The organism is Mesoflavibacter sp. SCSIO 43206 (assembly GCF_019904215.1).
Classification (GTDB): Bacteria; Bacteroidota; Bacteroidia; order Flavobacteriales; family Flavobacteriaceae; genus Mesoflavibacter; species Mesoflavibacter zeaxanthinifaciens.
This window is the reverse complement of record NZ_CP063201.1, coordinates 2,790,610-2,813,217: the sequence shown is the minus strand read 5'-3', so window position 1 is coordinate 2,813,217 and position 22,608 is coordinate 2,790,610. Positions and strand designations below refer to the sequence as shown.

The 22,608-nt window shown below is 31.3% G+C and carries 18 protein-coding genes; 12 read left to right on the top strand and 6 right to left on the bottom strand.

Annotation, left to right across the window (positions count from 1 at the left end; all coding sequences use genetic code 11):
* The first annotated feature begins 31 nt into the window (after window positions 1-31).
* Window positions 32-1,723, top strand: a complete 1,692-nt coding sequence (gene ettA, locus INR78_RS12925) for an energy-dependent translational throttle protein EttA (RefSeq protein ID WP_223076847.1) — start codon at window positions 32-34, stop codon at window positions 1,721-1,723.
* A gap of 399 nt (window positions 1,724-2,122) precedes the next feature.
* Here ettA and INR78_RS12920 read toward each other — a convergent pair whose 3' ends face one another.
* On the bottom strand, window positions 2,123-2,914 hold the full coding sequence (locus INR78_RS12920; RefSeq protein WP_223076846.1) for an MBL fold metallo-hydrolase: 792 nt from the start codon (window positions 2,912-2,914) through the stop codon (window positions 2,123-2,125).
* Window positions 2,915-3,081: 167 nt separating this feature from the next.
* On the opposite strand from INR78_RS12920, the gene INR78_RS12915 reads away from it, so the two are divergent.
* The 6 genes from INR78_RS12915 to INR78_RS12890 all read left to right on the top strand — a co-directional run bounded on the left by INR78_RS12915 (window position 3,082) and on the right by INR78_RS12890 (window position 10,020).
* Window positions 3,082-4,428 (top strand): microtubule-binding protein, encoded by a 1,347-nt coding sequence (locus tag INR78_RS12915; RefSeq protein ID WP_223076845.1) that lies wholly within the window; start codon window positions 3,082-3,084, stop codon window positions 4,426-4,428.
* Window positions 4,429-4,664: 236 nt separating this feature from the next.
* Complete coding sequence (locus INR78_RS12910) at window positions 4,665-4,841, top strand: hypothetical protein (RefSeq protein WP_223076844.1); 177 nt, start codon at window positions 4,665-4,667, stop codon at window positions 4,839-4,841.
* Between the two features lie 30 nt (window positions 4,842-4,871).
* On the top strand, window positions 4,872-5,933 hold the full coding sequence (locus INR78_RS12905; protein ID WP_223076843.1) for a hypothetical protein: 1,062 nt from the start codon (window positions 4,872-4,874) through the stop codon (window positions 5,931-5,933).
* Window positions 5,934-6,148: 215 nt separating this feature from the next.
* Complete coding sequence (locus tag INR78_RS12900; RefSeq protein WP_223076842.1) at window positions 6,149-8,107, top strand: AAA family ATPase; 1,959 nt, start codon at window positions 6,149-6,151, stop codon at window positions 8,105-8,107.
* 6 nt (window positions 8,108-8,113) lie between these two features.
* The gene (locus INR78_RS12895) at window positions 8,114-8,758 is read left to right on the top strand and encodes a hypothetical protein (protein ID WP_223076841.1); all 645 of its coding nucleotides are present in this window, start codon (window positions 8,114-8,116) and stop codon (window positions 8,756-8,758) included.
* A 26-nt stretch (window positions 8,759-8,784) separates the two neighbouring features.
* Complete coding sequence (locus INR78_RS12890; protein WP_223076840.1) at window positions 8,785-10,020, top strand: DUF6638 family protein; 1,236 nt, start codon at window positions 8,785-8,787, stop codon at window positions 10,018-10,020.
* 50 nt (window positions 10,021-10,070) lie between these two features.
* Here the strand turns inward: INR78_RS12890 and INR78_RS12885 are convergent, their stop codons facing one another.
* Window positions 10,071-12,869, bottom strand: coding sequence for a trypsin-like peptidase domain-containing protein (locus INR78_RS12885; protein ID WP_223076839.1), 2,799 nt, complete (start codon window positions 12,867-12,869; stop codon window positions 10,071-10,073).
* Window positions 12,870-13,027: 158 nt separating this feature from the next.
* Between INR78_RS12885 and INR78_RS12880 the strand changes: the two genes are divergently transcribed.
* Entirely contained in the window at window positions 13,028-13,552 is a 525-nt protein-coding gene (locus INR78_RS12880) for a hypothetical protein (protein ID WP_223076838.1), read from the top strand.
* A gap of 37 nt (window positions 13,553-13,589) precedes the next feature.
* Window positions 13,590-15,350, top strand: coding sequence for a hypothetical protein (locus tag INR78_RS12875; RefSeq protein WP_223076837.1), 1,761 nt, complete (start codon window positions 13,590-13,592; stop codon window positions 15,348-15,350).
* Here the strand turns inward: INR78_RS12875 and INR78_RS12870 are convergent.
* The gene (locus tag INR78_RS12870) at window positions 15,347-16,822 is read right to left on the bottom strand and encodes a helix-turn-helix domain-containing protein (RefSeq protein ID WP_223078072.1); all 1,476 of its coding nucleotides are present in this window, start codon (window positions 16,820-16,822) and stop codon (window positions 15,347-15,349) included. The genes INR78_RS12875 and INR78_RS12870 overlap by 4 nt on opposite strands.
* Window positions 16,823-16,941: 119 nt before the next feature.
* On the opposite strand from INR78_RS12870, the gene aceB reads away from it, so the two are divergent.
* From aceB to INR78_RS12855, 3 genes are all read left to right on the top strand, one after another.
* Window positions 16,942-18,540: a malate synthase A gene (gene aceB / locus INR78_RS12865; RefSeq protein ID WP_223076836.1), complete on the top strand. Its 1,599-nt coding sequence runs from the start codon at window positions 16,942-16,944 to the stop codon at window positions 18,538-18,540.
* Window positions 18,541-18,612: 72 nt separating this feature from the next.
* Window positions 18,613-20,244: an isocitrate lyase gene (locus INR78_RS12860; RefSeq protein WP_223076835.1), complete on the top strand. Its 1,632-nt coding sequence runs from the start codon at window positions 18,613-18,615 to the stop codon at window positions 20,242-20,244.
* Window positions 20,245-20,309: 65 nt separating this feature from the next.
* On the top strand, window positions 20,310-20,834 hold the full coding sequence (locus tag INR78_RS12855; protein ID WP_223076834.1) for a hypothetical protein: 525 nt from the start codon (window positions 20,310-20,312) through the stop codon (window positions 20,832-20,834).
* Here the strand turns inward: INR78_RS12855 and INR78_RS12850 are convergent.
* From INR78_RS12850 to INR78_RS12840, 3 genes are read right to left on the bottom strand one after another with little or no spacing between them, the layout of a single operon-like run.
* Window positions 20,821-21,294 (bottom strand): GNAT family N-acetyltransferase, encoded by a 474-nt coding sequence (locus INR78_RS12850; RefSeq protein WP_223076833.1) that lies wholly within the window; start codon window positions 21,292-21,294, stop codon window positions 20,821-20,823. The two genes, INR78_RS12855 and INR78_RS12850, sit on opposite strands and share 14 nt — an antisense overlap.
* Window positions 21,294-21,584, bottom strand: a complete 291-nt coding sequence (locus INR78_RS12845; protein WP_223076832.1) for a hypothetical protein — start codon at window positions 21,582-21,584, stop codon at window positions 21,294-21,296. Before INR78_RS12845 ends, INR78_RS12850 begins: the two co-directional genes overlap by 1 nt.
* Window positions 21,577-22,605: a formimidoylglutamase gene (locus INR78_RS12840; protein WP_223076831.1), complete on the bottom strand. Its 1,029-nt coding sequence runs from the start codon at window positions 22,603-22,605 to the stop codon at window positions 21,577-21,579. The genes INR78_RS12845 and INR78_RS12840 overlap by 8 nt, the downstream gene beginning before the upstream one ends.
* Window positions 22,606-22,608: the final 3 nt, after the last annotated feature.

The following is a 22,608-nucleotide window of genomic DNA, read 5'->3' as shown; positions in this document are numbered from 1 at the left end:
GTAATAAATAATAAAAAATAAGATATAAAATATGTCAGACGATAAAAAAGTAATATTCTCAATGTCTGGTGTTACCAAAACGTTTCAAAGCGCTAATACACCAGTACTTAAAAATATATATTTAAGCTTCTTTTACGGAGCAAAAATTGGTATTCTTGGACTTAACGGTTCTGGTAAATCTACTTTATTAAAAATCATTGCTGGTGTTGATAAAAACTATCAAGGTGATGTTGTTTTTTCTCCAGGATATTCAGTTGGTTATTTAGAACAAGAGCCACAATTAGACGAAGAAAAAACAGTATTAGAAGTTGTTAAAGAAGGTGCTGCAGAAACAGTTGCAATTCTTGATGAATACAACAAAATTAACGATATGTTTGGTTTAGAAGAAGTCTATAGCGATCCAGATAAAATGGAAAAGCTAATGAATCGCCAAGCTGAACTTCAAGATCAAATCGATGCTTCTAATGCTTGGGAATTAGATACTAAATTAGAAATTGCTATGGATGCACTACGTACTCCTGAAGGCAATAAAAAAATAGGTGTTTTATCTGGAGGAGAAAGACGTCGTGTAGCACTTTGTAGATTATTATTAAAAGAGCCAGATGTGTTATTATTAGATGAGCCAACAAACCACTTAGATGCAGAGTCTGTACATTGGTTAGAGCATCACTTAGCACAATATAAAGGAACTGTTATTGCAGTAACGCACGACCGTTATTTCTTAGATAACATTGCTGGTTGGATTTTAGAATTAGATAGAGGAGAAGGTATCCCGTGGAAAGGAAACTATTCGTCTTGGTTAGATCAAAAATCTAAACGAATGGCTCAAGAAGGTAAAGCAGCTTCTAAGCGTCAAAAAACATTAGAACGAGAGTTAGAATGGGTTAGACAAGGTGCTAAAGGAAGACAAACAAAGCAAAAAGCACGTTTAAAGAATTACGACAAGTTAATGAGTCAAGATCAAAAACAATTAGACGAAAAACTTGAAATTTACATTCCTAACGGTCCACGTTTAGGAACAAACGTTATTGAAGCTAGCGGAGTAAGTAAAGCTTACGGAGATAAATTATTATACGAAGACTTAAACTTTAATTTACCACAAGCAGGTATTGTTGGTGTTATTGGTCCTAACGGAGCTGGTAAAACCACAATTTTTAGAATGATTATGGGTGAAGAAACACCTGATAAGGGCGAATTTAAAGTTGGTGAAACAGCAAAGATTGCTTACGTAGACCAAAGTCATTCTAACATAGATCCTGAAAAAACAATTTGGCAAAACTTTAGTGACGAGCAGGAATTAGTCATGATGGGAGGAAGAGAAGTTAATTCTCGTGCGTACTTAAGTCGATTCAATTTTTCTGGTAGCGAGCAAAACAAAAAGGTAAAATTATTGTCTGGTGGAGAACGTAACAGGCTTCATTTAGCGATGACTTTAAAAGAGGAAGGAAACGTATTACTATTGGATGAGCCAACAAACGACCTTGATGTAAATACACTTCGTGCATTAGAAGAAGGTTTAGAAAACTTTGCAGGTTGTGCGGTTGTTATATCTCACGACAGATGGTTTTTAGACCGTATTTGTACGCATATTTTAGCTTTTGAAGGTGATAGCCAAGTTTACTTCTTCGAAGGTGGATTTAGTGATTATGAAGAAAATAAGAAAAAACGTCTTGGTGGCGATTTAATGCCAAAACGAATTAAGTATAAAAAACTAGTAAGATAGTTTAAAAAAGCCTTCCAAACTGGAAGGCTTTTTTATGAATTAAATTTTATTCTTTAACATTTTAATTTCTTTTTTCAATTTAAAAATTTTGTAAATACTGATTATTAGTAAACAAAATACTATTAGTAAAGAATAAGACAATATGTCCGCTAGCCTTTCTGACCAAGTTACATCAGTAGTTTCTTGAAATAAAAGAAAAATAGTTAAAATCATTTGAGCATTCATTTTAACAGTTGAGGATATAAATATAATATTTTTCTCTAAATTTCATTTTTGAAGAATTTTTAATTTTGCTAACTGCTAACTGCTAACTGCTAACTGCTAACTGCTAACTGCTAACTGCTAACTGCTAACTGCTAACTGCTAACTGCTAACTGCTAACTGCTAACTGCTAACTGTTTACTGATTTGGATACCATTCCAAAAGCTCTACATTAATATCAGGATTACCTTCATTTATAATAGATTTAAATTTTTCTACATCGCTCAAACCTTCAGTACCTCTAAAATGGTAAGGATAAACGGTTTTAGGATTAAAATCTAATACAGCACTTGCTGCACTTTCAATAGGCATTGTATAAGGTAAATTCATACATACAAAAGCTTTATCAATGTTTTTAAGATTTCTCATTTCTGGGATATCTTCGGTATCACCAGAGATGTAAACACGTTCATCTCCAAAGGTTAATACATAACCATTTCCTCTTCCTTTTTCATGAAATTTTAAAGCTTCTTCACGTAAATTATACATTGGTATAGCCTCAATGTTAATGTCTTTAACAACTGCTGTTTGTCCATTATTCAACACTTTAAACATTGGTTTAAAGTCTTCAGGAAACTTATCTACTACAGCTTGTGGCGCTACTATTATTGTGCCATTAAGATTTAGTTCTTTTAAAGTATCAATACTTAAATGGTCACCATGTATATCTGTAATTAAAACAATTGTAGGTTGTTTAAAATCAGCAAATGCTGCTTTGCCACCAGTTGGATCTACGTAAATAGTTTCTTCACCATAATTCATTACCATGGTTGCGTGTGTGATTGGTGTAAAATCTAAGCTAGCTTTGGTTTCTTTTTGTTCAATTACTTCTGTTTTAGCCATTTCAGAAGTCGTTTCTTGTTTCGTATTCTCTTTACAACTAGTCAATAAAACAGACATTGAAAGAGTAATAAATAGTAGTTTTTTCATTTTTTATGGTTTTCTTTTAAAGATAAGTATCAATCGATAGAAAAAATAATTTGTAACATTTTTATAACAAATAATACCAATATTATGAGCATTAAATATTTCTTCAACTAATATTTTTTAACGAAATTGCTTACAGAAAATTTGTCCAACCTTAAATTAAAGTATATATGTCTGATGATTTTGACTTATTAGAAACCAACTCTCAAGAAAAAAACGAAAAAGTAGACGTTAATTGGGGAAAAGCAATTGACACCATGAAGTCTAAACTAGCACAAGAAGACGATCCTGAAAGTCGTCAAAAAATTCTTAACGCGACCTTAGATGATGTTGTTCACATGGCAGAAAAAGACCGTACAACACTTTTAGATGCAATTAAAGACTTAACCGATTATCAAGATGAAGTTGGTATACTTTTCGAGCGTTTTTCGTCTTTAAATGAAGACGAGCAAAAAGTTATAGACGATGCACAAAAAGCTTTAGAACGTGCTAAAATCGAACTTGAAGACGCACAAAACAAACCAGATACGTGGTGGAATAACCTTTGGGGAAGAAAAAGTAAAATCAAAAAAGCCGAAGATACTTTAAAAGAAGCCGAAAAAACACGTGCAGCTGCAGATAACAAAGCAAAAGCAATGTTTCAAGAGCGTATAGAAAGTGCAGATGTACAAACCTTATTAAGCGAACTGTCTTACAAATCTCAAGCTGCAATTACACGATTAAAAAACCGTGAGGTAGAAATTAAAGAAGTAGAGGATAAGTTACAAGATGCCATAGTAGAAGCATCTAAAAACCATACTAAAGCGTTAGAGAAAAAAGCCGAAACCGAATCTAAATTAGAAGAGCAATACGCATTATTAAAACAAGCACGTCAAGCTTTAGAAGAAGTAGCGGACAAACAATCTACAGAATACTCAGAAGCGTTAGCTAAAGTCACAAAACTTGAGCAAAAAGTAGAAGAATTAGAAGGTCTTAAAAACGCTTACACAACTTTAGCTGCATCAAAAGATAGCTTTGTTCACAAGCATAATTTAACGATTAAAGTTTTAACGTCTTTACGCAGTAATTTACAGACGCATCGAGCAAAATTAAAGTCAGATACAGACGAGCGTTTAAAGTACTACGATGGTTACGTAGTAGCGCTTAAAGCACGTACAGACCAAGAGTTTGCGTCTATTTTAGAACATTTAGGAGTAAAAACAGACGAGCATATTGGTGAGACGTTAGCAGCAATGCACACAGCAAGTGCAAGAGCACGTCAAGAGATGATGGACAATATACCAGTTCACGAAAAAGTAATGCAAGGTGTTTACAGTAGTTACGCAGAAGCCTTACAAGAAATCCGTGCTAAAGACGTAGATATTCAAAAGAATTTTGCCGAGCGTTACGGAATCGATATGAAAGAAATTTTTGAAGACTATTACAAAGCAGATGCTAATCAACCTAGTGAAGATAATTCTGGAGGCGTTGGTAATGGTGCTCCAAAACAAGACACCGAAGACGATTTATTAGGTTAAAATTGTCACTTCGAGTGATTTTGAGGAACGAGAAATTGTATCGAGAAGATGGGCGTTACCTACTTTTGCTTTTAATGGCAAAAGTAGCTCAGGCTTTCCGCTATATCTTTTTTGCGAATGGTCACTGAGCGTAGTCAAAGTGATAGAAGCAAAAAAGGATGTCGCTTTAATCCTTAACGCATCACTTAGCCAAGTAAAAGTAAAACGTAAAAGTTAGTCAATATTTACAGTGTAAAATGGATAACTTCATTCAATTTATTAAAGACAATGGATTATCAATAATCATAGTCATTGTTGGTATTTTCATAATAAAAACAACAAGTTCAGATATTGGATTAATTATAGGTAGTATTAATGTATTTGTCTTTGGTGGATTAACATTAAAGGCACTTATTCAATATTTAAAAAAATAAAAGCTAAAGCATAAAGCTAACAGCAAAAACATGTCAATAAACCATATTACAACACCATTAGATTCGGCTATTTTAGATAGTAAAGCACAATATGTGTTTTATCATAAAAAAGTAGATTTTGCTCTTAAAGAATTAATTGTTGCTGTACAGCAAAACAACTTGTGTACACAGCAAGAAATTGTGTTTTTTAAGCAATATGCAGATTTGTTGTTGTATTCTATCGAGGCTATGCGTATTAAATACATGTACGACGAGGAAGATAACATGAAAGTTGATGTAACGGATTCTGGGTTTCCTAATTATTTAGAGTTTAGATACCTATATAATGATTTATCATTACGTCATAATTACATTAATAAATTAAAAGATGTATCACAATTACAGGAAGAGTTTTTAGACCAATTATTAAGGGTAAAAGAACCAGTTAGACGTGATAAATTATTTCAAGCAGCTTCAATAGTTTATTATACTTCTGTAGAACAAAAATATATTTTCAACCGTTTTGTACAAGGTAAAATCATAAAAGCACCAGAAGCTAGTCAAGCAGAATATATGACCAGTTGGAGTTTTTACGATGTGTCTTTAAATAGACCTTTTATTTGCTACATGTATTTTGATTACGATGGTAAAGATCCTTTAAAAGAAAAAGAAGATATCTACGAGGTTTTAAGCAAAGTAGCAGATCGCCAAATGGATTTAGATACTATGGCTTATGGTATAGATAGACGTTTAAAACGTGTGTTACCAAAACATATTAAACGATTAGATGTTGGTGCATTTCATAATGTATTTGCAAAAGACGAAAACGAATTAACACATACCATTTTAGAAGCAATAGCAAAAAAAGAAGTGCCTTTAGAAGCTTACGCATTGTCTTTTAAAGTACATGAGGTTATGTCTGGAAGTACATTTCAAGAAGGTGGGTTTTTCAATAAGCAAGTGTTACAAAACTGGAGTCCAGTTATCAAACAAAAATACGTCTTTGCGCCTCATAGAATCATACAGCTATTATACAACAAAAACCCTGAAATAATGAATAAATTGGCTAAACCGCCATTTCAAATTTCAGATTTAAAAATTGAAAAAGTGTAGTTTGTAGAAGGAAAGAGATATAAGGGAAAAGGTAGAAGACTGAAAAAGAAAGAATAGAATTACAATTTAAAAGTGAAGAAATAGGAAAATTGATTAATTATATGATGAATAATCCTAATAAATTTAGATAAAAAAATAAACTCATGCAGTTTAATAAAGTAGTAGCGCAATACTGCAAACTGCTTACTGTAAACTGCATACTTAAATAAAAGATAATGGAACACAATTCCACATTCCCTATAAAAAAATCAGAACTAGATGTGTTACGTGATGAAGCTTCTTCTTACTTAAAAAGTGTAAGTTGGGAGCAAGGCGCGCGTGCAAAAAATAGAGATAAAGATGCTAAAGACGAGTCTATTTTATTATATCTGTCTCGTGCAAATAATGGTTCTTCAGTTTCTGTAATATCAGTCTCAAAAACCATATTAGCGCTAAAAAAACGTTTGTTGCCAGATAGTATTGCAATTCCAATTCATCTAAACCAGACGTTATATGCCGTTCAAGAAGGTATTACTTTAGGAACATGGATAAAAGATAGTTATTATGATGCATCGGGTTTATCAAGTTTAAACGAGCGTAAATCGGCATTAGATAGTAGCGGAAAACGCGAATACGAAAGCAAAATGCAAACCGCAACAGCGTTTATGTTATTTGCAACATCATATTATATTCTGCATCAAATAAAACCTTATACGTCAGACGACTTAAGTGTGATGAAACAGAAGTTTGCAGGTATTCCGGAAGTGTCTTTACTGTCACCATTAAAAGGAATTTCGTGCACATTATTTTACTATGATAAATATTTAGCGCATCCTGATATAATCAAATCTGATAAGGATGTAGCCGATTTTACAGCGGTTTTTTTTGAAGCTGTAATTGACGAAATTAATTTAAGACGAAGCAGTTTAGAATACACCGAAACGATTGTAGATAGAACATACAAGTTAGAAAACAGTGATTTTGCTATTTCTGGTTGGGAAAACACGTTTCAAGGTACTGCAAAAAGTGTCGAGTTTAATAAAATTAAATTCGAGCAAATTGTAGGAAACAGAGACGCCAAACATTTTGCACGTCGTTTAACCGAAAGAATGCTAAGCTACGATTTTGCAGCGCAGAAAAATCCGTTTCAAGAATTAGGCGGATTCATGCCTGTGTTTATGGGTTACGGTATTCCTGGTACAGGAAAAAGTATGCTTATTGCAGCAATAGCAACACGTCTAAAAGAACATTGTGATAATTTAGACATTCCGTTTTTGTTTCATCCAATGCCAGATACGTTAATTAGTACATTTCAAGGTGGATCTGCCGAAAAAATGGTTGATTGGATGAAACCTTTACAAGATCCAACAAAATTAATTTTTGCACCAATTGATGATGCCGAAAATAACTTGCAAGAACGTACAGCACAAGGTGTTTCGGCTGGTGTAAAAGAAGTTATTGGTGTCTTTTTACGTTATACCGAAGGTGCTTATGCGGTTAATTATGGGAACAGTTCTATTGGTTTGTTTACCAACTTACCAGAAATGTTGGATAAAGCCGTAATCTCTCGTGTACAAGGACGTTTTAAAATTGACGGAGCACGTACAGAACACGATTTTTTAGATCAAGATCATTTATGGTGGCGTAAGTTTGAAAAGACAATGCCAGACTTTGTAAACATGCAAAATCCTGCAAATTATAACTATTTGCAAGATCAAGGTTTGGCAAAAAATATGGGTGAAATTTTAAACGTGTCTAACAAACCAACAGAACAACGCGTTTTAGAAGCTTATGATATTGCCGAAAAGCAACATAAAACAACAGATCATTTATTTTATGCAACGTTGTATAAAGAGATACAAAAGATATTTCCGTTTTTCTCTTCTAGAGATGTTAGGAATATACAAAGCGCAATTTCGTTACGTTTAACCGATTTTGATTTAGAAGAAAGCTGGTTTGAAAATCCAGAGATTTATTTCAAAAAAGATTACGATACCAAGTTTGCGATGCTTCAAGAATTGATGAAAGCTAATATGAAAGGTTTAGATTTTTCTGAAATTAGACGACAAGAAGTAGTACGTTATTTAGATAACGTGGCAACCATTGCAGATACCGATTTTAAGCGTCAAGTAGAAGGTAGAGTTAATCAATTAAATATTGAAATGGAAGCTAGAAAGCAGTTTGATAAATCGTAATTAATCATGGAAACAACTAAGATTGAAACAACAAAGCAAAGTGTAACTAAATATAGTATTCAAGACTATATGTCTATTGGCTATTTGTTTTTATTAGTTTTAGGTGTTGCTAACCAAGCCATATTCTATGGGTTGTTAGGTGTAAATATTTTTGAATATACATCGGTTTTAGATGTGTTATTAAGTCCGTTGGCTGTGATAAGTTCGCATTGGCTAATGCCTGTTATTTTAGCAGTATTAATACCATTAATGATTGGATATTTTAAACTTTTACAATGGTATTATGTAAAACTTTCAAGAAAAGAAAAGTACCAATCTGGAAAAAAGAAAGAAAAATTAGATAAGGTGCTTAAAAGCTTAAATAAAAAGTATGCAGTAATTCCTTTTATATTAATGATGCTAATTTGTATGTTTTTAGGATTTGGATTAGGTGGCGGATATAAAAGTAAAGAAAAGTTAGAAACACAAAAATACAATTACACACATCAAATTGTTTATGAAGATGGAGAAGCTAAAGAAGTGAGAATTTTAGGTAAAAATAGCTTGTATGTTTTTTATGCTACAAAAGATAATAATGAAGTTCAGATTTCACCAGTAGAAGGAAATATAAAAACTATAAAAAAACTACCATCAAAAGATAAAGAAGAGTAATTTGAAAATTTTTGATTCAGATTAAAATGCAAAAACTAAAACAAGCCAATTTATATAGAAGTGAATTAATTCCCGTTAGCGGGAAACTAGTAGAGCGTTATAATAAATGCTTAGTTAAGCTTGGTTTTACGCCAACAAAATTAACTTCATTTTTTATTGATGGCGTTGGTTACAGTCCAGAAATAGCCGAAGAAAAAGGCTCGACGATGTATTTAAATAATGGTGAAGCAAATCCGCATGCTATAATCATTTCGCCTTTACAAAAGGGTAAACCAGTGTATTCTCCATTTCATAGTTTTGATAAAGAAATGATGCAGCAAGTCTTTAGGATTCATGGTGATAAAATAAATGATATTACACGCGATAGTGCTATTTGCTTAGACTTTGATCAAAATATAGATGCGTTTTATGAGCCATTAGATGTTTTAAAATATGATAAAGTAAGTATCAACTTTCATCTAATAGATAATTTAAATAAAGCTCAAAAAGAACAAGAGCAACTTATTGAAACCTTTAAAAAAGGCAATAATTTTATAGATGAAAGTATTCATCAGCAATTATTAGAATCGGCTAAAACATATGGAGACTTACGTCATAGAGATTTAAGTTTACACAGTCTTCAGCATCAGTCAGAATCTTTTTACACCAAAGCTTTTGGTGGTGTTTATGTACTAAGAGATTTTATATCTCCAATCGTGGTTTTTGAAGATTTAAAATGGTATAAAGAAGCTATAAAAGATACGATACACGATGTGTTGATTTATCATATTAATCAACCAGAATTAATAGAAAAATTACGAGATCATATTATTGTAGAATATGATTTAGAAGCTGCGTTAAATACAGATCGATACCAACGTATTAAAAAAATGGAATTTGCAATGTCTTTAAAAGACACACAACATCCAATACAGCAAATACTTAATGATAGTGTGCTATTTAAAAGTTATTTAAATAAATTGGATATTGATACAAGAAAAAAGATTATGGGTGTAGAAATATACCTTGAAAAATTAGAAGTTAGTAATCAATACAAAATACACGATTTGGTAGATATAGGTATTTTTAATGCATTACATACACCACACTCTTCATTACATGTTTCACAACAAGATTTAATATGGAAGTTGTTAATCAATATTTCTCCAAGAGATATTTTATTCTTGTTCTGGTATGATAAAGACGAATTTTACAAACAATATGCTACTTGGGATGAATCTTTTCAAGATTGGGTTGTAGAAACTATATTAAAAAATATATAAAAAAAACAGGTCTAAACGACCTGTTTTTTTGTTTCATTAAGATTATTAATCTATTTTTTTATAAACTTTTCTAAAGATTTTAAACTGTTAGAGTTAATCTCTAAAAAGTACATTCCTTGTGATAAATTTGTAATATTTATTTGATAATTAAGCGTATTATTTTCAAGAGATATTGTACTTATTAATCTTCCATTTATATCGTAAATGGTTAATTTTTCAATATTTGTGTTAGACGAAATATTTAAAATGTTTAACGCAGGATTTGGATAAACTTTATAGTTTTTAATCTCAAACTCTTCATTAGATAGAGCAGCTGCAGGAGCAAAGCTATATATTCCATCAATACCAGTAAAGTCTCCGGTCAAGGTTACTCCGCCATTATAACTACCAATAGTAGCCATAACGTTTTCAACAGTGCCAGAAGTACTTTCTCTATTAATAACTAAGTCGTTTCTTGTATATGTGCCAGCAACAGCAGTTTCCCAACCAGCAACTTCAGCTTCGGTAAAATAAAAGGTCATAGTATTATTTCCAGATTGAGTAGCTTGAGTAGCAGTAACTTCAAACTGCTTATCCATAGCTAGTAAAGGAGCTACACTACCATTAATTGGTTGTCCAGCAGTTCCATCTCTATAAACACTTACATTTACACAGTCGTAATTAAAATTATCATTGTTTTCTAAACTAGCAATAATGTTACCATTACTAGAGTCGTAAGCATAAACTAATCCAGAACTAGCTAAAGGTACAATTGCATTTGTTGTTCCGTTATTAACACTAGTTTGTATGTTTGCATTACCTTGACTAGTTACAATAAAATTATCAATAGCTAAACCATAAGCCCAATTTCCTAAATCATTATATAAGAAAGAAATTAATACGTTAGATTGTCCAGCATAAGCAGAAAGGTCTACATCTACATTGGTCCATTCTGAATACGAAATAAGTTCTGGTCCTACATTTTGCCAAGTTAAACCATTATCTGTAGATGCTTGTATAAAACTATCTGAAGCATATTGATCATTACTATCTGTATAAATAATATCAAAATTTAAATTAGCTGTACTGTAAGCAGAAAAATCAAATGGAGTAGTGTACATTAAGCGTTCTTGATTCATGTTACAATTACAAGCATCATCATTAACATAAGCAAAGTTAGTTGAGTTACCAACTGTACTCCAAGAGCTAGATGAAGATGATGCAGCATCACCTATTGAGAAAGTAGGAAAACCATTTCCTGTAACAGTCCAATTTGTTAATCCAGATTCAAAATCATCAGAAGCTAAAGTTACATTATTACCTATTGAAGGAGCATAATCATCGTCAATTATAGTAAAAGTTTTTGTATCTATAGTACCTAATTGAGCGTCACCACCATTTGCATTTAAAGATAGGTTTAAAGAAAAGGTTTCATCACCTTCAATAAAAGCATCATTATATACTCTAACAGTAAAAGTTTGGTCTGTATCATCTCCTGCTAAAAATGTTATAGGATTAGGTGTTATAACTTCAAAATCTTCAAGGTTTGTAGCCGTTTCATTAATGATATTAACCGTAACATCTGCATTGTTAGATGGAGGCATAGCAATTCTTAAATTAAAATCTATATCTTGATAATCGCAACCGGTAGTTTCATTTACAGTAGAAGTAGCACTAGAAAAAGTTACGTAAGGTGCTTCAGGGTTAGGGTCATCAACTCCACAGTTAGGCATATTAGCACCTATTGCAGCAATTAAATTATCGCTTCTTCCGTAAGAACCATTTGGGCAACCACCAGTATTATGGATTGCAACTACTAAATGATCAGAATAGCGTATTACTGGAGATCCAGAACTACCACCTTCTGTATCACATTGATATTCTACACGATTAGGAAAATCTCCTTGATTTGTAATCACAGCAAATCCGTTTGCATCTCCACCAACGTCTGTATTTACAGCTATTTCTTTTCTTCTTCCTGCTGGATGTTGAGGGATATAAATTCTTTCTCCTACAGGAGCTATTGTAGATGATAAGCTTAAATAGCCGTAAGTAGAAGTTGGGTTAACAGGTAGCATAACAAGCGTAAAGTCTAAATTTGCGTCAGTTTGGATAAAAGTAGAAGATGTAGCTACTAGGTCTTGTAAAGCAAAAGTTGTTTCGGCACAATCAGCATATTTATAATTAAATAAAAATTCTGTATTTAATGCGTCAGTTGAGTTTTCGATACAATGGTTATTGGTCATTAAGTTTCCGTCACAACCTAATAACCAACCTGTACATAATCCACTACCACCAATAAGTAGTCTACATACAGCTTCAGATTTTCTACCCATTTCTGTACCATCGTAGCAAACAATAGCTTCTTTATCATCAAAACTACATACAGTTTCTGTGTCTTGAGGTGTCAAAATTTCAAAAGCACTACTTATTTTATCAACACTATACCCATAGGCTACAGTATCAATATCAAATCCGTAATGGTTATTATTTCCGTTTTGACTGTATAATTCAACAATTATATGATCGCTCCATATAGTTGTAGACCAAAATGTATCAATCATTTGGTCTTCATTACCAATTAATTTACCTTGGTTGTAATAGAAAAACTCTTCAGAAGTTTTTGGGCTATATACCTTTACATAATCTCCAGAGTTTAAATCAAAATTCTTAAAATGTACTTTTACATAGCCAGAACCAGTAGATCTAAATTCTTTCTGAAAAACTATACCGGTTTGATTATTAGAGTAGTATGGGTTTGAGGATATGTCTACACTATATTCATCCCCAATTTTTAAACGACCACTATTGTCTTGAGCAATTATTATATTAAAACAAAAAAGAAATAAAAAGAGAAGTTTTAGTTTCATTAGTTAATTAGTTAAGGGTTACAAAGTTGTAAATATATACGAAAAAAATTAATTATGGTTTATATAATTAATTAACTAATTAAAAGAATATATCTCAAAAAAAATACTTGTTTACCTGTAACTATTGCTATAAATTTACTACAAATAAATAAAAAGGAATGACACTAGAACTTATCATATTTGTAGCTTCAATTTTATTCGGAATTTTATTGTATTGGAGAGAATCCAAAAGCAATAAAGTCTATCGATTTTTTAATAAACTAATGTATTCTAAAGAGTTACAAATGAAATCTGATAGTAAAAAAGGATTCATTTTTCAACAAAATTTTCTGCTAAGGTTAGTCTACATAACCGTATTATTTTTGGTTTCAATAGTTGTTGTTCAATTTATTTTACCAATTTCAGCTTCATTAGTACAATGGTTTGTGTCTGCAATTGTAGGTACATTAATTGGTACGTATCTAGCTAATTTTATACTTAAATCTAGCGATGTTATTGGTGAAAAAAGTGAATCTTTTGAAGACGTTTTAAACGAAAGTATAAACAAAGGAAAAGAGTTTATAGACGACTTAAAAACTAAAGATGCTAAAGTTGTAGAAGAAGCTAAAAATGAAATAAAAGAAGAGCCTAAAAAAGAAGAAAAAAGTGCACGTCAACGTCTTAAAGACAAAGGATTAATGTAGTTGTTTTAAGCTTTTTTTAAATTAGAATACAATATTTATGATAAAAAATTACTGGAATAAAGGCAGAAAACAAAAAACAATAGTCATAACAATAAGCTTGGTAGCAGTAGGACTTTTATTCTTTTTAAGAGACGATTATCAACCTGCATTATTGTTTTTTAGAAAATACATCTTCATAATAATATTAAGTGCAATTGTTTTATTTTTTGGGTTAAAAAAATTCCGAAACTCACCATCAACAGGAACACGTTTAGGTATTCTAGGTATTTTGGTAGCTTTTTTTGGATTGCTTTACGTGTTAGGTTGGCACTTAAAACTTTATGATTATATGAAAACGTATAATGTTTTTAATAATTTAAATAGAGTTGAAATTAATGAGTTGCCTCTTACACAAAACGAACGTATACAACCATTACGTAACATTTTTTCTATGGCTAATGAAAGTGTTGGCGAAACCAAAGACGTTTCGTTACCGCATTTAGTTAGAGTAGATGGCGAAAATAAATGGACTATGGCAATTCAGCCAACCGAAAAGTATGTTTGGCAAGGCATAAGTGATAATACAGAAGAAGTGTTTGCTGTACCAAGCACGACACCATTTCCTCGTTTTTCTAATGAAAACCGAATTCCTGTAACATTTTCAATAGGAGAATCTTTAAAATTTAGTCGTAACACATACAACGCTGTAGTACAACGCTTTAATCCTTGGATGTTATTTAATTACGAACCAAGTGATACGTATTACATGAAAGATGATAGCGGACATTGGGTAGAAGTAGTTAGTTTAATTAAATGGAAAGGATTTTTCTTCCCGTATCCAACCTTTGGTGGCGTTATGATTATTGAAAACGGAGAACATGATTTTAACGATTATTTAGAGCGTGTATTTATAGGAAAAGGAACTTTTGTAGCTCCAAATCAAATGAAAAACTATCCATTTTTAACACGTCAAAATACGCTTGCCGAAAGAGTATCGCGTTTACAAGCAGAATCTTTAAAGTTTCTTGGTGGATTTAGTGATCCTTTACCATGGAATATGGAAACTGCTGTAAAGATTCCTGTTTTACCAGACGATCAAAATCAGCAACCATTTGTAACCGATTTTGATTTTTCTGAAAGTAATAAAGACGCGTATAGTGGATTATACCATTGGTTTGGTTTAGAGCCAGTAGGCGATGAGCGTACTAGTTTAACGTACAGTGTTTTTGTGCCTGCAGACGGAACAGAAAAACTATTTTATTACGATCATGCTAGTAAAAAACAAGGTTATGCAGGTGTTTCTGCAATGCCTTTAAAAGTGATAGAATCTAGAAAAGAATACGATTGGTCTGTAAATAAACCAGTAGAGTTTAGACCATATATAAAAGAAATAGCTGGTAAAAAACGTATGTTTTTTCTAGGTACTATTTCTTCAATTAAAAAGGATAATGCGCAGTTTGATGGTTCTGCAACACCAGATTTAGCATTAATTGATAGCGAATATCGTGATGTAGTTTGGATTGATGCAAAACATCCTAGTCAATGGAATAAAATAGTTTATGATCAGTTAAATGAAGCTTGGCGTGCTAGTGAAGGTATTGGTAACTTTTTTCAAGAAGATAATGCTATGTTAGATGCTATAAGTGGAATGGAAGACAAAGTAATTGAAATAGATTCTACATTAACTAATTCTACAAACAAAGATTTGACCGTTGAAGAATTAAAAGCACAAATTGATTCAATAAAAAATGCTAGAAAACAAAGTGAAGTAGAACGTTTACAACGCGAACTAGACTCATTAAAAGCTTTAGAAAACTAACTAAATTGTTTAAAAATATCGTTTACAACGGTTTCAATTTTTAGGTTTTTTTGTTCTTTTTCTAAGATTTTAGCTGGTACCATTCTTTCGTTACAGTTTTTAATAGCACAACGTTCGCATGTAACACCAACATCAAAATGATTAATCTTTTTATCGTTTAAAAAGGCAATTTTTCTTTTTAATTGTTGGTTAATTAATAATCCTATACTAACGCTTCTATATTGGTCGGTTTTAAACGGATCTTTTGTCGCAGAAGACAATACTAAATACGATTGGTTGCTATCTGGATAATTAGAGATTTGTAAATTAAACACATGTTTGTCGTTTGTATTTACAATGTCTTTTAACACCTTTAAAGACATCCAACGTCTGCAATAATGCTCGTTTGTTTCGTTAGCATGAGGCGAATGTTGATGTGATAAATGGAGCTCTTTGGTTAAGTAAAAGTTTGGACTATTTTTTTTATGTATAAAACGTAAGAAAAATAAATTCTGAATATTAAAATCTTTTGGTAAAATATTGGTTAAACGCTGATAAAAAGATTCTGGAGAAGCGTTAAACGATTGTGCAATTTGTACAAATTGCTTATCGTCAAAAGTTTTTTTCTTGAATAGTTTTTCGACTTGATTGGTAAGTAATTCTTGCGGTAAAATTAACGAACCAGCAAAATAAGACGCGTAAAAATTATTTAATACTTGATCAAAATTTTCAAATTTAATCCAGGAAAATGTATATAATCGTTCTTTATAATTCAAATAATTATACGCAATTTCTTTAGCATAAATAAACGTACGTTGGGCTTCATCAATATGATTAGCCACTAACAACGTTTTTGTTTTAGGAATAAAAATAGATCTTAAATTATCTAATTCTTTATAATTTTCTAATTCTTTATTATTAATGGTATAGCCATATTCTTCAACTAAAATTTCTTCTAATTCTAAAGACGAAATATTAGCTTTTAAATCTAATTGATAAGCTTCTGCAAACTTAATTACGCTTTGCTCTAAAGCTTCAAAATAGTTATTATTTGCTTCTTGAAAAGATCTTACAGACGCCAAATAAAAACTTTCTTTACTAAAGCTGTAATGCTGTGCTATTTCTATAATAGTACTAATAAATGCATTGACTTTATCTGGTGCATTTGCAACAATATCTATCAAGTCGCTTTCTTTTATACCAAATAATTCTAACGGAATTTCCTTTAAAATCTTCGACTTTAAGATATCACCAATTGGCGCTAAATTTTTATCCAATTTTAAGGAAACAAATTGATCGTAAGGCACATCTAATTTTTCAGATAATATTGCAATTTTATCAGGTTTAGGATATTTTTTTCCTTTTTCAATTTCGTTTAAATACGATTTTGATAACCCAGATAATTTAGATAATCCAAATAAGGATAAATTCCTGTCAGTTCTTATCTGTTTTAGCTTTAAGCCAAAAATTAACTTAATATAATCTTCTTCCATAATAGCAAATATAATCAATTTTGCGAATATTATTTTTTAGCGAAAAAATAAAAACAGCGAACGTTCGCTTGTTTTTTTAAAAAGTTTGTTTTAATATTGCTTTATAAATACAAAACGTCATGGAATACAGCACATTAAAATTACCAACAGTACAATTTTCTAAAGCGGTAAAACAGTATTACCCAGAAATTTTAACCGATGAAGCTTTAGAGTTTCTTTCTGCTTTACACGAAAAGTTTAATTCTAATAGATTACAATTATTGTCTAGACGTGTAGAACAACAAAAGGTGTTTGACCAAGGTAAATTTCCAGAATTTCCTAGAGAGACAAAAGCCATAAGAGAAGGTGATTGGACAGCAAATGCAATTCCGGAAGATTTACAAGATAGACGTGTAGAAATTACTGGTCCAATAGATAGAAAGATGATTATTAATGCATTAAACTCTGGTGCTAAAACCTTTATGGCAGATTTAGAAGATAGTAATGCACCAAGTTGGAAAAACTCAATCGAAGGTCAGCAAAATTTATTAGATGCTAATAATAAGTCTATTATTTTACACGATAGCAAACGCGATAAAACCTATAAATTAAACGAGCAAACAGCAGTATTATTAGTGCGTCCAAGAGGATTACATTTAAACGAAAGACATTTACTGTTCAATACAGAAGAAGCGTCTGGAAGTTTAGTAGATTTTGGTTTGTATGTGTTTCATAACACCAAAACCATGCTAGAACATGGTACTGCGCCATATTTTTATCTACCAAAATTAGAACATTATTTAGAAGCACGTTGGTGGAATGAGGTATTTACCTTTGCCGAAAACTATTTAAATGTTCCTGTTGGCACATTTAAAGCAACGGTTTTAATCGAAACTATTACGGCTAGTTTTCAGTTAGATGAAATTATCTACGAGTTAAAAGATCATATTGTCGGACTTAATTGCGGACGTTGGGATTACATTTTTTCTTACATCAAAAAGTTTAGAAATCACCCAAATTTTGTTGTTCCAAATCGTGATCAAGTAACAATGACGTCGCCATTTATGGACGCCTATTCAAAATTAGTAATACAAAGATGTCATAAAAGAGGCATTTTAGCAATCGGCGGAATGGCGGCACAAATTCCTATAAAAAATAACGAAACAGCTAATAAAGCTGCGTTAGAAAAAGTAAGAAAAGACAAAGAACGCGAAGTAAAAAATGGTCACGATGGGACTTGGGTAGCACATCCAGCATTGGTAGAAGTAGCAATGAATGAATTTGATAAGTACATGAAAACGCCTAATCAACTCCACGTAACAAGAGATGATATTACTATAACAGAAGAAGATTTAGTAGAAATCCCAAAAGGAACTGTTACCGAAGCAGGAATAAGAAAAAACATAAACGTCGGTATTCTTTATATCGAAGCCTGGCTACGTGGTTATGGCGCAGTTGCGCTGTATAATTTAATGGAAGATGCAGCTACAGCAGAAATCTCGAGAACTCAAGTTTGGCAATGGTTAAAAAATGAAGTAACTCTTGAAGATGGACGCGTGTTTAACAATCAATTATTTACTGATATTTTTGATGATGAAGTTGAAAAATTGATCACAGAAATAGGTGACGATGCTATAAAAAATACAAAATTTGAATTAGCGATATCGTTATTTAAATCTTTGGTAACCGCTACCGAATTTGAAGAGTTTTTAACATTACCAGCTTATAAATACTTATAAAAAAATGATCCTGCGATTGCGGCAACAATCTACAGGATCCAATTATTAATAATAAATAACTATTACAAAATTATGAAAAATTTATTTGATACTAATTACAATTCTGCTTTACAAACAATACAAGATTTAAAAGCAAAATTTGGTACAACTTGGGAAGCAATTTCGGCACAAAATGGTGCAAGAATGAGGTTTCAAAACCAGTTTAAAACAGGTTTAGACATTGCAAAATACACTGCAGCTATTATGCGAAAAGATATGGCAGAATATGATGCAGATGCTTCAAATTACACACAGTCTTTAGGTTGTTGGCATGGTTTTGTGGCACAGCAAAAAATGATTGCTGTAAAAAAACACCACAATACAACAAATAAAAGATACTTATACTTATCGGGTTGGATGGTAGCTGCATTACGTTCAGAATTTGGACCATTACCAGATCAATCTATGCACGAAAAAACAGCAGTTCCTGCTTTAATTGCAGAGATTTATGATTTTTTACGTCAAGCAGATGCAATAGAATTAAACGATTTATTTAGACGTTTAGAATTAGGCGAAGATGTACAAGATCAAATAGATAATTTTCAAACGCATATTGTTCCAATTATAGCAGATATAGATGCAGGTTTTGGTAATGAAGAAGCGACGTATTTATTAGCTAAAAAAATGATTCAAGCTGGTGCATGTGCGATACAAATTGAAAACCAAGTGTCTGATGCCAAACAATGCGGTCATCAAGATGGTAAAGTAACTGTGCCACATGAAGACTTCATAGCAAAATTAAATGCGGTTAGATATGCATTTTTAGAGCTTGGAGTTGATGATGGGATTATTGTAGCAAGAACAGATTCTGAAGGTGCAGGATTAACACAAAAGCTTCCGGTAAGTAAAACTAAAGACGATTTGGCATCTAAATATTTAGAGTTTGTAGATGCAAATCCAGTTAATATTGAAGACGTAACCGAAAATGAAGTGTTGTTAAAACGAAACGGACAATTAGTAAAACCTGTAAGATTAGCCAACGGATTGTATAAATTTAAAGAAGGCTCTAATATAGATAGAGTAGTGCTAGATTGTATTACTAGCTTACAAAACGGTGCAGACCTTTTATGGATAGAAACTCCAACACCAAACGTAAAGCAAATTGCGCATATGGTAAATCGTGTTAAAGACGTTGTGCCAAATGCAAAATTGGTTTACAATAATTCACCATCGTTTAATTGGACTTTAAACTTTAGAAATCAAGTGTATGAAGAAATGTTAGCCGAAGGAGAAAATATGACTGCTTACGACCGTAATAATTTAATGGATGAAGAATATGATAATACCGAATTATCGTTTAGAGCAGATCAAAAAATTAAAACATTTCAGATGGATGCAGCACGAGAAGCTGGTGTTTTTCATCACTTAATAACATTACCAACATATCACACTACAGCGTTACACATGAATGATTTAACCAAAGGATATTTTGGTAAAGATGGTATGTTAGCTTACGTTAAAGACGTGCAAAGACAAGAAATACGCAAAGGTGTAGCTTGTGTAAAACACCAACGTATGGCTGGATCTGATTTAGGAGACGACCATAAAACATTTTTTGCAGGAGATAATGCTTTAAAAGCTGGTGGCGCAAAAAATACTTCAAATCAATTTGAAACTAAAAAACAGGTTAAAAAAGAGGAAAATACTATAAGCGTTGTTGCTTAATTAATTTGTTAGTTTTAATTGAAAAAGCACTCTAAAAGTAGAGTGCTTTTTTTGTAACAATTATTTTGATTTTCAGACTTATAACTAAAGCAGATTATGGGATACATGGGTTTTGGAATGTTAAGTTGGTTTATAATATGAAACCTCGTAAACCTTTTTCTGTTGAAAGAAAACCGTCTTTTACAGCTGTTCCAGTTTATAAAAGAAAATTTAAGCTTCAGCATTCTAAATCTTCATCTAAAAAAGTTGCTTTAATTGCATTAATAATCTTATTGATTGTTACACCAATTTCATTTTCTATGGTTAATCAGTTTTTAAAACATTCAAAAACTATAACTACAGCTAAGCAAAAGTTAGATAAAAAAGAAGATGAAATTGCGTTTGATTTTTTATTAGAATCAGGTATAAATCGACTGTATTCTAAAGATTATAAAGGTGCTTTTTCTGAGTTTAAATTAGCATATAAAATCAATCCAAAACATTTACAAACGCAAACATTAATTATTGAAACCTTAACTGTATTATGCGTTAATAACAATGATTATTGCAGTTATTTAGACAAGTTTTTAAATGAAATTAATTCATTTTAAATTCCATTTTAATATCTGCTCTTTTGTAAGGTGTATTTTGTTCTAGTTTTACTTCTTTAAAACCATTTTTTTTGTACAAATAAATGGCATTTTCTAAAGATCTGTTAGAATAAAGTAATAAGTTTTTAAACTTATTTTCTTTAGCAAAATTTATAGCATGGTTTAATAGTTTTTGTCCAATTTTTTGACCTCGCATTTCAGGTAAAACAGCCATTTTTGTAAGCTCAAAACCTTCTTTATCTTTTAAAGGCATAAATGCATAGGTACCAACTATAGTATCGTTTAATTTTGCAAAAAAGATGTAACCACCTTTGTTAACAATATACTTTTCAGGTTGACTTAAAACGTCTTCATCTAAAGGTTCTACGTAAAAATAGGTTTCTAACCATTCTTTATTAAGTTTATAAAAATCTTTACTGTAAAGTTTATTAAATGGTATAATATTAATTGTTCCAGTCATTAATTTAAATATATAAAGGTAAATCCAAAAAGTAGTAAACTTATAAACGAAATGAAAAAGGTTAAATTAAGAATTGATTTATCTACAATATTTTTTTTTACCAAATCAATAATCATCCAAATAGGAATTGCGATAATTAAAACTAAACTAGGTATAGTAAATAATTCTGCTAACGCTTGAAACCATTGTGAATCAATACGATTTATGTATAAAAATAAATGAGTGACTATATAAACAAAAACTAAAAAAGCTAAAGCTAATCTTATATATTCAATTTTTAGTTTATTCATTTTTGGTATTTTTAGCTTTAATAAAATCGGTTATTAAGTAAGTAATTAATTTTCCTACTTGATTAGCTGTCTTTTTTGTTGGTGCAGCTTCGCAAATATGCAAATATTTTACATGTTTTCGTTTTGCAAAATAATGTAAAAATTGTCTTGTTTTTTTAACGCTAAATCCACTTGGTGTTTTTGCACTACTAGGTATATTAATGATAGCATCGCAATCTATTTCGATACCAAATTCATTTTTACAAATATGATCCTTACCTCGTTTTAAAGCGTTTTTAAATGATGTTTTTTGTCTTACTTCTATGTCTTCATAGGTTATGTAGTCTAGTTTTTTATCAGTGTCTAAATTCTCGAAAATTGGAGTAGAGGTGTAGTTTTCATGTAAACCAAAAATAAAATACTTTTTTAAAAAACCTTCGTTGTATGCGTAGCTAAAACCATTTCCGCTATGTCTTCCTTCTAAAGCCCTAAAATCGGTATGCGCATCAAAATTAATTGTATTAATCGGTTTTTTTAAGCCTAAAGATGTGCCTTTAATCATTCCGTAAGCATTATTGTGTCCGCCACCAATAGCAATAGGTGTTTTACCAGCGCTAATAATTGTACAAACTAAGTCTGTAACGTGTTTATCAATTTCGGTAACCAATTTTCTTGCACTTTGTATATGTTTTTTGTCGTTTTGCTTAAGTTTTGATAGTTGTTCTAACTCTTCAGTAAAATCTAAATGTCCTAATATCAAAACTCTATTAGCTGCTGTAAAAGGGTTACTTTGTATATTTAACAAAACTTTAATTGTGGCATTCCAAGCGTTGTAAGTGCCAGTATTTCCTAGGTTTGCGAATACACCAACATCTTCTGGTAAACCAAAAATAACGTAGTCAACGTCTAAAGATTTAATTGCGTCGTATATATTAGAAACGTTGGATAATAACTTGATTTGTTCACCAAATTTTATTTCTCCATCACGAGTATTAAGTAAATTGTTTACTTCTAATTTTTCTAATAAAATTAGTTTTTCCATTTG